Source organism: Holdemania filiformis DSM 12042 (genome assembly GCF_000157995.1).
Taxonomy (GTDB): domain Bacteria; phylum Bacillota_I; class Bacilli_A; order Erysipelotrichales; family Erysipelotrichaceae; genus Holdemania; species Holdemania filiformis.
In genome coordinates, this window is record NZ_GG657561.1 from 435,210 (window position 1) to 448,373 (window position 13,164).

Here is a 13,164-nt window from a genome sequence, read left to right on the forward strand (position 1 = left end):
GTGGCATCCAACAAGGTATTGAACGTGGTATTGAACAAGGTATTGGACAAGGCATTGAAAAGCAACGATTAGAAACTGCAAGGGAAATGCTAAGGAATCATTGCGATGACCAGTTCATCCAGCTCTGCACCAAGATTAATCTTCAACAACTGGAACAGTTAAAGAAAGAAATAGTTTCCGGTTTCAATCAAACTGAGGACTATTCAGAGCAATCCCATCTGGCAAGCGACTAAAAAGAGGAAGCTGATCCAGATGAAGTTTAAGAACTAGAAGATCTAAATCCTTGATCGGGTAGGAAATCTTTAAGGAGGCGGACAGGGTAATGAAGCGAATGAGCAGTGATCCGGCGATGCGGGATGCGGCGTTTGAGCATAACCGGCGGATGATGGACATGGCGCAGCTGCGCTATGAAGGCAAACGGGAAGGCTTGGCAGAAGGCCGGGCAGAAGGACGAGCAGAAGGCATTGAAAAGCAACGATTAGAAACCGCAAAGGAAATGCTGAGAAATCATTGTAATGATCAGCTCATCCAGCTCTGTACCAAGATCAGTCTTCAACAACTGGAACAGTTAAAAAAAGAAATCGTTTCCGGTTTTAATCAAACTGAGGACTACTCAGAGCAATCCCATCTGGCAAGCGACTAATATCAGCGAAAAGAAATTATCACCGGCGGCGTCTGCCGCCTTTTCTATTTTTCCTCCGTTTTAACTGAATAAAGAAGTCTGCCGGGTTTTTGCGGTCTTGATGTTTGTTCGGAAAAATCCTGTCCATACTAGCGGATAGACAGGAGGAATCTTGATGAGTACACAAGGCTATAAAGAAGCGTCCAAGCGGACCGCACCGAAAAAGGGAACGTTAGGCAAGGCGCTGTGGGCGTTTGTCAGCGGCGGGGTGATGGGGATCATCGGTCAGGGTCTTTTAACGATGTATCAACAGCTGCTGGGCTTAGACGCCAAGGCCGCAGCCGGGCCGATGGTCATCACCGTCGTGTTTATCACGGCGCTGCTGACAGGACTGGGCATTTACGATAAGCTCGCGCAGAAATGCGGGGCCGGTCTGTTCATTCCAATTTCCGGCTTTGCCAATTCGCTGACATCCTGCGCCATGGAAGGACGCAGCGAAGGGCCGATCTACGGCATCGGCAGTACGATGTTTAAGCTGGCCGGATCCGTATTGACTTACGGCATCGCCACGGCGTATACGCTGGGCTTGCTGCGATGGGTGGTGTCGCTGTTATGAAGACGCTGCATTTTCAATCTGTCTTTGTCGGCGGCTGCGGAACGGCGGCGGGTCCGATGGAAGCCCAGGGTCCGTTAAAGGATAAAATTGACAAGCTGTTCGACGACATTTATTGCGAAGAGAAAACCTATGAACAGGCTGAGCGGCGGCTGATGTCTGAAGCCTGCGATCATGCGCTGCGGGCGCAGGGATGTAAAACCAGCGATCTCGATCTGATCCTGGGTGGCGATCTTCTCAATCAGCTGGGGACCAGCCACTATTTTGCCCGCGACCTCGAAATACCGTTTATCGGCTTATACGGCGCCTGTTCCAATTCCACACTGATCGCCGCCAACGCCGCGATGTGGATCGACAGCGGTCACGCCGAACGGGTGCTGGGCTTAACCAGTTCGCACAACGCGACGGCGGAACGGCAGTTCCGCTATCCGAATGAATACGGTGTCCAGAAGCCGGAAACAACGACCTACACGGTTACGGGGGCGGGCGCGATGATCTTCCAACATGAAAAGACGCCGATCCGTTTGACACAGGCCACGCTGGGCCGGATTCTCGACTGGCAGTTCACCAATCCTAATGACATGGGCAGCGCGATGGCTCCGGCCGCCTTCGATACGATCTGCCGGCATTTTGAGAACACCGGGACGAGTTTTGACGACTATGATCTGATCGTCACCGGTGATTTGTCCAAAATCGGCCGAAGCATGCTGATCGATCTGTTCAAGCAGAAGGGCATGGATCCGCATGATAAATTGATCGACTGCGGTCTTCTGATCTATGACCGCGAACATCAGGAAGTGTTTGCCGGCGGCAGCGGCTGCGCGTGCAGCGCGGTGGTGACGATCGCCTATTTGTTCGATCTGTTAAGAACCAAAGCTCTGCATAAGATCATGGTCGTCGCGACCGGCGCGCTGCTTTCGACGGTGATTGTGCAGCAGAAGGAGTCAATCCCGTGCATTGCGCACGCCATCGTATATGAAGGGACGGTCGGTGAATGATTATGGAATATTTCGGTGCGTTTGTCGTGTGCGGCTTGATTTGTCTGGCCGGACAGCTGATTTACGATAATACCAATCTGACGCCCGGGCACATTACGAGCTTGTTCGTCGTGCTCGGTGCGTTCCTTGATTTCTTTAATCTCTATGATAAGCTTGTTGAATTCGGCCATGCCGGCGCATTGCTGCCGATCACCAGCTTTGGCCATTCGCTGATGCATTCCGTTATGGACGGAGTGGCGCAGCAAGGCTTATTAGGGATTCCGCTGGGGATGCTGGATCTGACGGCGGCCGGGATTACCAGCGCGATCTACTTTGCGTTTTTAGCGGCGCTGATCTTTAAGCCGAAGCTATGACCGGGAAGACCCCGTTTTCAGCGGAAGCCTGGAAGAACGTTGACTGGCTGCGGCAGGCGACCGACTGTTTCGACCTGACGATCCGTTCGGTCAACGTCAACGACCGGCAATGCCTGCTGGTGTTCGTCGGCGGGGTGACCGGTACAACCTCCATTGAACCGATCGTTGAAAGTCTGGTCTTCGACAAGGGCAATCTGGCATTCTTTCCAGCGACGGTAACTCAGGCGGGAAGTCTGGAGGACGCGCTCGATAAGATCCTGCAGGGCCAGACTTTGGTCATTTTGGAAGGCAGCGCGTACGCGTTTATCGTCGATACGCGTTCCTATCCGACCCGCGGGCCGAGCGAGCCGACGGTTGAGAAGAGTGTTCGCGGCGCCCGCGACGGCTTCATCGAGCATATCATGCTGGATCTGGGGATGGTGCGGCGGCGGATCCGTGATCCCAAGCTGGTGACGAAGGCCTATCAGAAAGGCAGCCGGACGAAGACCGATATCTTTGTTTTATACATCAGCGATCTGATCCATCCCTCGATTCTTCACGATTTTCAAAATCGGATCGATCATCTGCCGGCCAATGCGGAGGTGACCAGCGAACGCCAGCTGTGCGAGCTGATGTATGGACAGACGTGGAATCCCTATCCGCACGTGCGCTATACCGAACGGCCCGACATCGCGGCGATTCATCTGCTTCAGGGCTCGCTGATCATTCTGGTTGACAACTGCCCTTCGGCGGTGATCCTGCCGACAACCTTCTTTGAACAGACCAAGCAGATTGAGGAATATACCCAGACTCCGGCGATCTCGCTGGTCATGCGGGCGATCCGTCTGGCCGGCGTGTTCTGTTCGATTTATCTTTTGCCCTTATGGATGGTGCTGGTCATGCAGCAGAATCCGACGCGCCTGAACCTGCCGCTGCCCGAAATCCCCGGGCCGATTACTTTCGGCGTGCAGGTTTTGATCGCGGATCTTTTGATCGAGTGGATCCGGCTCTCCCTGATTCATTCGCCGTTGATGCTTTCCAGCCTTTTGGGCATCGTTGCGGTGTTTGTGCTGGGCGACGCGCCGATTGCCTACGGAGCCTATACGCAGGAGATCCTGATTATGACGGCAATCGTCAACATCGGTAATTTCGTAACCGCGGGCTATGAGTTGTCGATGGCGAATAAAATTGTGCGCCTGGCGCTGATCGTGATGGTGGTGATCGGCGGTTACCGCGGCTTTTTGATCGGTATCCTGATCCATCTGATCCTGCTTTTACAAACCCAGGTCGGTCCTTTTCCCTATCTATATCCGCTCATTCCGTTCAACGGAAAAGAATTCAAACGGCTGTTCTTAGGCAACTTCACGATGGATAAGAAATAAAATCTAGTGCTGAAAGCCACTTTTTGTTATAATGAGAAACAAGAGGTGGTTTTTTGTGTCGTTTACAGTCGCCGTAGATCAGTTTGAAGGACCGCTCGATCTGATGCTGCATCTGATCAAGGAAAAGGAACTGGATCTGTTTGATCTGGATATCCATGTTTTGACAGAACAGTATCTTTTGTATTTAAATAAGATGGAAGAAATGCATTTGGAAGTATGCAGTGAATATCTTGTCGAACTGGCGACGCTGATTGAATACAAAAGCAAGAAGCTCTTGCCGAAGCAGGAAGCGGAACTCAACGATGCCTATGAGGAAGATCCCAAAGACCGCTTAGTCCGCCGGTTATTGGAATATCAACAGTTTAAGGAAATCAGCGAACAGCTCAAGCAGCTGTATCTGGACCGGCAGCGTCAAATAACCAAGCCGATTTCCATCGAATCGGAGGAATGGATCAAAGCCAATGAAAACCAACCCGTGCAGGGCAGTCCGTATGAACTGGCGAAAGCGATGACAAAATGTCTGCGCCGGATGCAGCTGTTAAGACCGATTGAAACAAAATATACGGCGAAGGAAATTTCCGTTGAGGACCGGATCCTGCAGATCACGGCGCGGTTAGCGGATTTACCGGAAACGTTCAGCTTTGAACGGCTTTTGGAAGACTGTCATGAAATTCATGAAACGATCGTCACATTTTTGGCGATTCTGGATATGGCGCATACGCATCAGTTGTATTTTACTGTCGACGATGCGGATACGATCTGGTTTAGGAGGGGAGCTTAACCATGGAAAATCAAGCGTTGACGATCGTCGAGGGTTTGTTGTTTATCGTCGGCGACGAAGGTCTGACGCTGCCGCAATGTGCGGCGGTGCTGGATATCAGCGAAAGCGAGGCGCAGCGGGTGCTCGAGGATTTACAGCGGATGTACGCAGAGGATCAGCGCGGGATTGAGGTCGTTGATTACGGTGGAGTATTCAAATTTGTCTCCAAAGCTTCAATTCATCCTTACGCGCAGAAGCTGTTCGCGAACGCCAAAAACACGGCGCTGTCGCAATCGGCGCTGGAAACCTTGGCGATTATTGCCTACAAGCAGCCGATTACCCGGGTGGAAATTGAAGAAATCCGCGGCGTAGGCTGCGATATGATGCTGCGTAAGCTGCAGGCGCGGGGACTGATCCGGGAAGCGGGACGTTCAGAAGCTCCCGGACGGCCGATTCTGTTTGAAGTGACCGAGGAATTTATGGACAGCTTCAAGCTGGTCAGCCTTAATGAGCTGCCGGAACTGCCGGACTATACGGAAAGCGAAAGTGAGGATCTGTTTGAATAGATCCTTTTTTCATTTTAAACTCATCATTCTATTTTATGTGGAAATAAAAAAGCTGGGCTATCGAATCAGAAAATATTTCCTTCCTGCGAAAGTAAGCGAATTCTACATTCTTTCATGAAAGAAGAATTGCACTTCGTTCAAAAGGTTGTAAAATAGAGAAGGCAGGTGAGTGAGATGAAAAAAAGCTTGAGTTTACTCCTGTCGTTCTGTTTAACCGGCTGTGCTGGACAACCGGTGGATTCTTCCGCCATTTTGAAAGAAAACACGACGCCGAAAGGGTGTCTTTGTTATAGAACAATCACGGAATTTGATTACAGCCAGCCGCTGGCGGAGACCGCGCCGGTCTCGGATGAATTCTTTTCCGATACGGCGTTTTTAGGCGATTCGCGGGCTGTCGGCGTTTTTGACTACGAGGTATTTCCGCAGTCGGACGTCCTGGCTTCGATCGGCTTGTCGATCAACCAGTGGCAGATCAAAAAGGTGATTGGGGAAGGAACCGAGAAACAGACCGTATGGGAAGCCTTGGAAAATAAACCTTACCGGCGTTTGGTTCTGATCGTCGGCTACAACGAACTGGGATGGGAATACAGCTCAGTTTTCAAACAGAAGCTGGGCAGTTTGATCGACGGACTGCGCGAAATCCAGCCGGACGCCGTGCTGCTGCTTCAAAAAATTTATCCTTGCAGCGCCAAAGGTTATGCCCGTGAAAAAGAGGTTACACCGGAAAGAATCGCTGAATACAATGCGATTTTTACAGAACTGGCGCAGGAAAAACGAGTCTATCTGCTTGATCCGGCGCCGCTGTTCACGGATGAAAACGGCGATCTGCGCGCGGAACTGACGGACGATGGCGTGCATCTGAATGCCGCCGGTTTCAAAATTTATCAAAATTATATCAAAACACATGTGGAGGAAGAGAGCAACAATGAAAAAATGGAGTGTATTGATCCTGACAGCGCTGTTGATCGCAGGCTGCCAGAGCCCGGCCAAGCCGAACGCGAAGAGCGTGGCGGAAGTGATGGAGCAGTTGAGCCGGAAAGTAGATCCTGAACAAACGCTGGTCGATGTGGATACCGATCAGATCGACGCGTTTTATTTCTTCGCCCCGGGCGAAGTGCTCGACCAGCAGATGAAAATGGCGGCGGATACCCGTGCCGATCAGATCGCGGTATTTGAGGTCAGCCATCCGGACGAAGCGCGGAAGGTGATCGAATCCAGTTTAGCGGCAATGCAACAGCAGAATGCCAATTATTTTCCAGAGGAAGCGGATAAGCTGGAACATGCCTGCATTTTAAACGACGGCGCAGTGTTTGCGGTCGTCGTCGGCGAACAGGCCGGTGCGGTGTGCAGCGCAGGTCTGAAATAAGGAAGGGAGGCGGAGCGATTGATTTGTTCGGCAGACAATCTGGTTAAAAATTACGGCGCAGATCCGGTTCTGGATCATGTCAGCCTGGTTATTAATGAAAAAGAAAAATGGGGCATCGTCGGCGTCAACGGCGCCGGGAAATCGACTTTGCTGCGCTTAATTGCCGGTCTTGAAACTCCGGATGAAGGAACGGTTACGTTGGTACCGGGCAAAAAGATTTCCTGTCTGGTGCAGCAGCCGCAGCTGGATCCGGAGAAAACCGTCTTGGAAACCGTGCTGGAAAGCGCAGAGAAAAAAGACGAGGTTCAGGAATATGAAGCCAAGTCGATCCTGACCCAGTTAAAAATGAACGACATGAGTCAGAAGGTGGGCACGTGCTCCGGCGGTCAGCGCCGCCGCGTCGCGCTGGCCTGCGCCTTGATCCGTCCCTGCGATCTGTTGATCCTGGACGAGCCGACCAATCATCTTGACCAACAGATGATTCTGTGGCTTGAAAAGCGGCTGATCAAATCGAATAAAGCGATGCTGATGGTCACGCATGACCGTTATTTTCTCGACCGCGTCACCAACGCGATTCTGGAGGTGGAGTCGGGGCATGTTTATGCCTATCAGACAAATTACTCCGGCTTTTTACAGCTGAAAGCGCAGCGTGAGGAAATGGCCCGGGCCAGCGAGCGCAAACGGCTGGCGTATCTGCGCAAAGAAGCCCAGTGGATTCAGCGCGGGGCGATGGCCCGCTCGACCAAGAGCCGGGAGCGTATCGAACGTTTTGAAAAGCTCAGCGCGATCGAACGGATTCAGGATCCCGATCAGCTTAAGCTCGGCTCCCTGAGTTCCCGTTTAGGCAAGTCGACGATTGAGATCTGCAATCTGACCAAAGCGATCAACGGCCAGCCGCTGATCACGGATTTCAGCTACATCGTCCGCCGGCACGAGCGCTTAGGCATTATCGGCCCTAACGGCTGCGGCAAAAGTACGTTGATGAAGCTGCTTGTAGGGCAGCTGCAACCTGACGCCGGGAAGATCATCATCGGGGAAACGGTACGGATCGGTTATTTTTCCCAGGAGCTGGAAGAAATGGATCCCGATCAGCGTATCATCGATTACGTCCGCGCGATCGGCGAGGTGATCGATACGCCGGATGGGCAGGTGAGCGCTTCGCAGATGCTGCAGCGATTCTTATTTGATCCGAAGCAGCAATGGCAGCCGATCGGCAAATGCTCCGGCGGCCAGAAACGCCGTCTCGGTTTACTGGGAATCCTGATGAAAGCGCCGAACGTCTTGCTTTTGGACGAACCAACCAACGACCTGGATATTCCAACGCTGATGCTTCTGGAAGACTATCTCGATGATTTCGGTGGGGCAGTGCTTTCCGTCAGTCATGACCGCTATTTTCTCGACCGCACCTGCGACCAGCTGTTGATCTACGAAGGCCAGGGCCATTTGAGCTTCAGTAACCTGAGCTATACCGATTATCTGGAGCAGCAGGCGGAAGCGGAACAAGCCAAACCGCGGGAAACGACGGTCCGCGTCAAGCCGAAGACCAACCGGCTGACCTATATGGAAAAGAAAGAGCTGGAGGAAATCGAGGCCCGGCTGCCGGTGCTGGAACAGGAAATTCAGGAGCTGGACGCGCAGCTCAGCGACACGTCGGACTATGCTCAGCTTAAGGTTCTGAGCGAGCGGCGGGAGGCGGCGGAAAGCGAGTTGGAAAGCAAAACGGAGCGCTGGATGGAGCTAAGCGAAAAACAATCCTGAAAAGCTGAAAAAAGCTTAAAAAATCATTGTCAAGCAAGAGGAAGAAGTGTATTATATACCTGTAAATCTGATAGCAGTCAGATTTGCATTACTTGTATAGGTGTCAAATTTCGGCTGACACGTATCTACCCACTGGCCTATGTGTGGACTACAAGTAACCTTTTCCCCCATTTTTATAAATGAGCAGTCAAGGTGAATGCCGAGTGACCCTAAAGGAGGAACTCTTTATGAAGAAAGGACCGAATCAGGCGCAGACTTCATTCTAGGAGTTTTTCAGTGCATATTGTGGATACAATATGTTTTTTATTTTGGAAAGGTCAATTGAGAGAAAAGGAAGGATAGGGAATGGAAAAGCTGGAAATGATGTACGAGGGCAAGGCCAAACAGGTCTATGCCACCGACGATCCGGACCGGGTGATCATCCATTATAAGGATGACGCGACGGCGTTTAACGGATTGAAAAAGGACAGCATCCGCAACAAAGGTGTGCTCAACAACAAGATTACGACGATTTTGTTTGCCGAGCTGAATCGCCGCGGGATTGCGACGCATTGGATCGAAACATTGAACGATCGCGATCAGCTGTGCAAGAAAGTCAGGATCGTTCCCCTGGAGGTCATCGTCCGCAACGTCGTCGCCGGAAGCATGGCGAAGAAATTTGGAATTGACGAGGGGACAGAACTGAAAACGCCGGTCTATGAAATCTGTTATAAGAACGACGAGCTGGGCGATCCGATGATCAACGACACCCATGCGGTCGGCCTGGGGCTGGCGACGCGCGAGGAGCTGGATCAGATCTACGCGATCACCGCGCAGGTCAATGAAGCGTTGAAGGAAATCTTGGATCAGATCGGCATCCGCCTGATCGACTTCAAGCTGGAATTCGGTAAGGACAGCACCGGACGCGTGCTGTTGGCGGATGAAATTTCGCCGGATACCTGCCGATTCTGGGAAAAGGGCACGGATAAGAAATTGGATAAGGATCGTTTTAGAAGAGATATGGGCGACGTCATCGGCGCTTATGAGGAGATATACGGGCGTTTGAGCCAGTGGGTGAATACAAAATGAAAATGGAAAACGAATATTTTTTAAACGGTAAGATTCATGAGGAATGCGGCGTGTTCGGCGTGTATCATGTCAGCTCGGCCGCTTCGCTGTCCTACTTCGGTCTGCACGCGCTGCAGCATCGCGGCCAGGAGGCTGCCGGGATCGCGACCAGCGACGGTCAGAACATCAAGTGCATCAAGGGCAAGGGCTTGATCACGGAGGTCTTCAATACTGAAACGATCAACAAGATGGACGGCATTCATGCAATCGGTCATGTCCGGTATTCGACCGACGGCGGCAATGAGATTGAAAACGTACAGCCGATCATGGTCCGCGCGCATACCGGTCATTTTGGGGCGGTGCATAACGGCCAGATCGTCAATGCCAGCGAATTGAAAGAAGAGCTGGAGAATCTGGGCAGCATTTTCCAGGGCAGCAGCGACAGCGAGATCATGCTGCACCTGATCCAGCGGGAAGCGGGAACGTTCGTCGAGAAAATCATGGGCGCCTGCCGTAAGATGGAAGGGGCATACGCGTTCATCATCATGACCAAGGACTGCATGTACGCAGTCCGCGATAAGAACGGTCTGCGGCCGCTGTCTCTGGCGTTCCTTGAGGATGGCTACTGCATCAGTTCGGAAACCTGCGCATTTGATATCGTCGGCGCGAAGTTTATCCGGGATATCGAACCAGGCGAAGTCGTAAGAATCGCCAGCGACGGCGTCAAGAGCTTTCATTATACAGATCAAGTTCAGCACAAAATGTGCGCGATGGAATACATTTATTTTGCCCGCCCGGACAGCAGCATCGAGGGCATCAACGTCCATACCAGCCGCCGTCACGCGGGGATGCTTCTGGCCAAGAGCGACGACGTCGAAGCGGATATCGTCATCGGTGTGCCGGATTCCAGTCTGTCGGCCGCGATCGGCTACAGCGAAGCCAGCGGTCTGCCGTATGAAATCGGCTTGATCAAAAACCGCTATGTCGGCCGGACCTTCATTCAGCCGACGCAGAAGCAGCGTGAACGCGGCGTGCGCATGAAGCTGAGCGCGATCAGCAGCATTGTCAGCGGCAAGCGTGTCGTCATGGTTGACGATTCCATTGTGCGCGGCACGACATCCCGCCGGATTGTCCAGCTGTTAAAAGATGCCGGAGCGACGGAAGTGCATGTGCGGATCGCTTCTGCCCCGTTCAGCAGTCCATGCTTCTACGGCGTCGACACCTCGACGTATGAAGAATTGATCAGCGCCCGGATGGACGTTGATGAACTGTGCACCTACATCAACGCGGATACGCTGAAATTCATGACGATCGAACAGATGCGCGAGGCGATCCCGACGCAGGATCTGTGTGTTTCATGCTTCAGCGGGCAGTATCCGACCGCGCTGTTCAGTTTCCAAAAAGTGATTAAACAGAAATAAACTAGAGGAGGAGAGCTATGTTAGACCGTTATTCCCGCCCTGAAATGCGGGCGATCTGGAACGAGGAAAGCAAGTTTGGCGCGTGGCTGAAGGTCGAGCTGCTGGCATGCGAGGCCTGGAGTCAGCTGGGGGAAATCCCGGCGGAAGACGTGGCGAAGCTGTGGCAGAACGCCTCGTTTGACATCGACCGGATCTATGAAATTGAAAGTGAAACCAAACATGACGTCGTGGCGTTTACCCGGGCGGTTTCCGAATCGCTGGGCGAGGAACGAAAGTGGGTTCATTACGGCCTGACCTCTACCGACGTCGTCGATACGGCTTATGGGTATCTGTATAAGCAGGCCAATGAAATTCTGCGGAAAGATCTGCATCGGTTTCAGGATGTTTTGAAGGAAAAAGCGCTGCGGTACAAAGATACGGTCATGATGGGCCGGACTCACGGCGTGCATGCGGAAATCACAACCTTCGGCTTGAAATTTGCGCTCTGGTTTGAAGAAATGAACCGGAACCTGCAGCGGTTTGAGGAAGCGGCGGCGATGGTGGAAACCGGAAAGATATCCGGCGCCGTCGGTACGTTTGCCAACACCCCGCCGTTCGTTCAGGATTATGTCTGTGAAAAGCTGGGCATTCATTCGGCGAAGATCTCGACGCAGGTGCTGCAGCGCGACCGGCATGCGCAGTATTTTGCGACGCTGGCGCTGATCGCAACCTCGATTGAAAAGATGGCGACGGAAATCCGTCATTTGCAGCGCACAGAAGTCCGTGAAGTGGAGGAATACTTCAACAAGGGACAGAAGGGCTCCAGCGCGATGCCGCATAAGCACAATCCGATCGGTTCTGAAAACATGTGCGGCTGCGCCCGGATTTTACGCGGCTACATGATGAGCAGCTACGAGGATGTCGCTCTGTGGCATGAGCGGGATATCTCGCATTCCAGCGCCGAGCGGATCATCGCGCCGGATGCAACGGAACTGCTTGACTACATGCTGAACCGGTTTACACGGATCGTCGATACGCTGACGGTCTTTGAAGACAATATGCGCGATAACATCTATAAGACTTACGGCGTGATTTTCTCGCAGCGGTTTATGCTGACGTTAATTGAAAAGGGAATGTCGCGGGAGGAAGCCTACGATCTGGTCCAGCCGAACGCGAATAAATCCTGGAATGAGAAGATTGATTTCCGTTCGTTAATGGAAGCGGAACCGAAGGTGACGGCGTTGTTAAGCAAAGCTGAAATTGATGATTGTTTCAATCCGTCATATCATTTGAAGCACGTCGACGACATATTCAAGCGTGTCGGTTTGCTTTAGGCTTGAATTCTATATAAAATGGATTATTGAACCTGGATCTTGAGAAAAACAGATCCGGGTTTTTTATGCTTAATTGATAAACGGATATTTCATGAGTGCAGATAGGGATGAACTAGCACCCTTTGCCTAAACCGGAGGTTAATTCTTGAAAAAGAATTCAGATTTCCTCCGTCTGGATAGGCCGCCGTCAAACGAATGAAAGGAAAGGACCATAGTATGGATTGAATGAGAATCCTCATTCAGAAAGCAGGTGAAGATGATGAACGATGAAAGAAGACATCATGGCTGCCGGCCGATCGACTGGCAGGAGGAAGAAGATTCACGTTCCTGCTGCCCGCCGCGTCCGCGCCCGGAATGCTGCTGCACCGGGCCGACAGGTCCGCAGGGGCCGCGCGGCTGCCGTGGCGAACAAGGACCACAAGGCCCACGGGGCTGCCGTGGTGAACAGGGCCCGACCGGCCCGAGAGGATGTCCGGGTGTTCCGGGTCCTCAAGGTCCGCGTGGCTGCCGGGGACCCGAAGGTCCTCAGGGAGAACCGGGTCCGACCGGCCCGCAAGGCGTAACCGGCGCAAGAGGCCCGATTGGTCCGCGCGGTTATCCGGGTCCGCAGGGTCCGCAAGGGGAACCTGGCCCGATGGGACGTCCGGGAAATACGGGCGCTACGGGTGCTACCGGTCCACGAGGCTTCCAGGGAATTCCGGGACCGACAGGGTCACGGGGGCCAACCGGCGCACAGGGCCCGATTGGGGCTCAGGGTCCTCAGGGAATTCCAGGTGATACTGGAGTAACCGGTCCAACCGGTCCGCAGGGTCCGCGAGGATTTACCGGAGCTACTGGTGCTACTGGACCGCAGGGGCCAGCAGGAAATCAGGGTGTTCAAGGTCCAGTTGGTCCGACAGGCGCCACCGGCGCTGTAGGTGCAACCGGCCCGCAGGGTCCTCAGGGAATTCAAGGCCCGATGGGGAATACTGGGGTTCAGGGTCCGC

Annotated in this window: 13 protein-coding genes, 4 pseudogenes and 1 riboswitch; all 17 genes and pseudogenes read left to right on the forward strand. The window is 52.9% G+C overall.

Annotated features, from left to right (window positions below):
* Positions 1–233, forward strand: a pseudogene (locus HOLDEFILI_RS19925) (hypothetical protein); the annotation flags it as partial.
* Positions 234–322: 89 nt separating this feature from the next.
* Entirely contained in the window at positions 323–643 is a 321-nt protein-coding gene (locus HOLDEFILI_RS14720; protein ID WP_006060612.1) for an RpnC/YadD family protein, read from the forward strand.
* A gap of 154 nt (positions 644–797) precedes the next feature.
* Positions 798–1,238 (forward strand): SpoVA/SpoVAEb family sporulation membrane protein, encoded by a 441-nt coding sequence (locus HOLDEFILI_RS14725; RefSeq protein WP_006060613.1) that lies wholly within the window; start codon positions 798–800, stop codon positions 1,236–1,238.
* Positions 1,235–2,233 (forward strand): stage V sporulation protein AD, encoded by a 999-nt coding sequence (gene spoVAD / locus HOLDEFILI_RS14730; RefSeq protein ID WP_006060614.1) that lies wholly within the window; start codon positions 1,235–1,237, stop codon positions 2,231–2,233. The genes HOLDEFILI_RS14725 and spoVAD overlap by 4 nt, the downstream gene beginning before the upstream one ends.
* A complete protein-coding gene (gene spoVAE / locus HOLDEFILI_RS14735; protein WP_006060615.1) occupies positions 2,230–2,586 on the forward strand; it encodes a stage V sporulation protein AE in 357 nt (118 codons plus the stop codon). The genes spoVAD and spoVAE overlap by 4 nt, the downstream gene beginning before the upstream one ends.
* On the forward strand, positions 2,583–3,947 hold the full coding sequence (locus tag HOLDEFILI_RS14740) for a spore germination protein (RefSeq protein ID WP_006060616.1): 1,365 nt from the start codon (positions 2,583–2,585) through the stop codon (positions 3,945–3,947). Before spoVAE ends, HOLDEFILI_RS14740 begins: the two co-directional genes overlap by 4 nt.
* 55 nt (positions 3,948–4,002) lie before the next feature.
* Positions 4,003–4,728 carry a segregation and condensation protein A gene (locus tag HOLDEFILI_RS14745; RefSeq protein ID WP_039865097.1) on the forward strand — a complete coding sequence of 242 codons (726 nt, stop codon included), beginning with the start codon at positions 4,003–4,005 and terminating at the stop codon, positions 4,726–4,728.
* Positions 4,729–4,730: 2 nt separating this feature from the next.
* The gene (gene scpB / locus HOLDEFILI_RS14750) at positions 4,731–5,273 is read left to right on the forward strand and encodes an SMC-Scp complex subunit ScpB (RefSeq protein ID WP_006060618.1); all 543 of its coding nucleotides are present in this window, start codon (positions 4,731–4,733) and stop codon (positions 5,271–5,273) included.
* Between the two features lie 174 nt (positions 5,274–5,447).
* Positions 5,448–6,323 (forward strand): GDSL-type esterase/lipase family protein, encoded by an 876-nt coding sequence (locus HOLDEFILI_RS14755; protein ID WP_006060620.1) that lies wholly within the window; start codon positions 5,448–5,450, stop codon positions 6,321–6,323.
* On the forward strand, positions 6,301–6,639 hold the full coding sequence (locus HOLDEFILI_RS14760; protein WP_167317155.1) for a DUF4358 domain-containing protein: 339 nt from the start codon (positions 6,301–6,303) through the stop codon (positions 6,637–6,639). The genes HOLDEFILI_RS14755 and HOLDEFILI_RS14760 overlap by 23 nt, the downstream gene beginning before the upstream one ends.
* 18 nt (positions 6,640–6,657) lie before the next feature.
* A pseudogene (locus HOLDEFILI_RS20560) lies at positions 6,658–7,431 on the forward strand (ATP-binding cassette domain-containing protein); the annotation flags it as partial.
* A 144-nt stretch (positions 7,432–7,575) separates the two neighbouring features.
* Positions 7,576–7,884, forward strand: a pseudogene (locus tag HOLDEFILI_RS20565) (ATP-binding cassette domain-containing protein); the annotation flags it as partial.
* 315 nt (positions 7,885–8,199) lie between these two features.
* Positions 8,200–8,397 (forward strand): ABC transporter C-terminal domain-containing protein, encoded by a 198-nt coding sequence (locus HOLDEFILI_RS20570; RefSeq protein WP_425268588.1) that lies wholly within the window; start codon positions 8,200–8,202, stop codon positions 8,395–8,397.
* Positions 8,398–8,469: 72 nt separating this feature from the next.
* A riboswitch (purine riboswitch) is annotated at positions 8,470–8,568 on the forward strand.
* A gap of 174 nt (positions 8,569–8,742) precedes the next feature.
* On the forward strand, positions 8,743–9,465 hold the full coding sequence (purC, locus tag HOLDEFILI_RS14770; RefSeq protein WP_006060623.1) for a phosphoribosylaminoimidazolesuccinocarboxamide synthase: 723 nt from the start codon (positions 8,743–8,745) through the stop codon (positions 9,463–9,465).
* Complete coding sequence (purF, locus tag HOLDEFILI_RS14775; protein WP_006060624.1) at positions 9,462–10,865, forward strand: amidophosphoribosyltransferase; 1,404 nt, start codon at positions 9,462–9,464, stop codon at positions 10,863–10,865. The genes purC and purF overlap by 4 nt, the downstream gene beginning before the upstream one ends.
* A 17-nt stretch (positions 10,866–10,882) precedes the next feature.
* Positions 10,883–12,178, forward strand: a complete 1,296-nt coding sequence (gene purB / locus HOLDEFILI_RS14780; protein ID WP_039865099.1) for an adenylosuccinate lyase — start codon at positions 10,883–10,885, stop codon at positions 12,176–12,178.
* Between the two features lie 259 nt (positions 12,179–12,437).
* Positions 12,438–13,164, forward strand: a pseudogene (locus HOLDEFILI_RS20130) (collagen-like protein); the annotation flags it as partial.

Bases quoted from the DNA above. Each gene is read 5' to 3' on its own strand.
- HOLDEFILI_RS14720 (WP_006060612.1), top strand. From the start codon at position 323: ATGAAGCGAATGAGCAGTGATCCGGCGATGCGGGATGCGGCGTTTGAG.
- HOLDEFILI_RS20570 (WP_425268588.1), top strand. From the start codon at position 8,200: ATGGAAAAGAAAGAGCTGGAGGAAATCGAGGCCCGGCTGCCGGTGCTG.
- HOLDEFILI_RS14725 (WP_006060613.1), top strand. From the start codon at position 798: ATGAGTACACAAGGCTATAAAGAAGCGTCCAAGCGGACCGCACCGAAA.
- purC (WP_006060623.1), top strand. From the start codon at position 8,743: ATGGAAAAGCTGGAAATGATGTACGAGGGCAAGGCCAAACAGGTCTAT.
- spoVAE (WP_006060615.1), top strand. From the start codon at position 2,230: ATGATTATGGAATATTTCGGTGCGTTTGTCGTGTGCGGCTTGATTTGT.
- scpB (WP_006060618.1), top strand. From the start codon at position 4,731: ATGGAAAATCAAGCGTTGACGATCGTCGAGGGTTTGTTGTTTATCGTC.
- HOLDEFILI_RS14740 (WP_006060616.1), top strand. From the start codon at position 2,583: ATGACCGGGAAGACCCCGTTTTCAGCGGAAGCCTGGAAGAACGTTGAC.
- spoVAD (WP_006060614.1), top strand. From the start codon at position 1,235: ATGAAGACGCTGCATTTTCAATCTGTCTTTGTCGGCGGCTGCGGAACG.
- HOLDEFILI_RS14755 (WP_006060620.1), top strand. From the start codon at position 5,448: ATGAAAAAAAGCTTGAGTTTACTCCTGTCGTTCTGTTTAACCGGCTGT.
- purF (WP_006060624.1), top strand. From the start codon at position 9,462: ATGAAAATGGAAAACGAATATTTTTTAAACGGTAAGATTCATGAGGAA.
- purB (WP_039865099.1), top strand. From the start codon at position 10,883: ATGTTAGACCGTTATTCCCGCCCTGAAATGCGGGCGATCTGGAACGAG.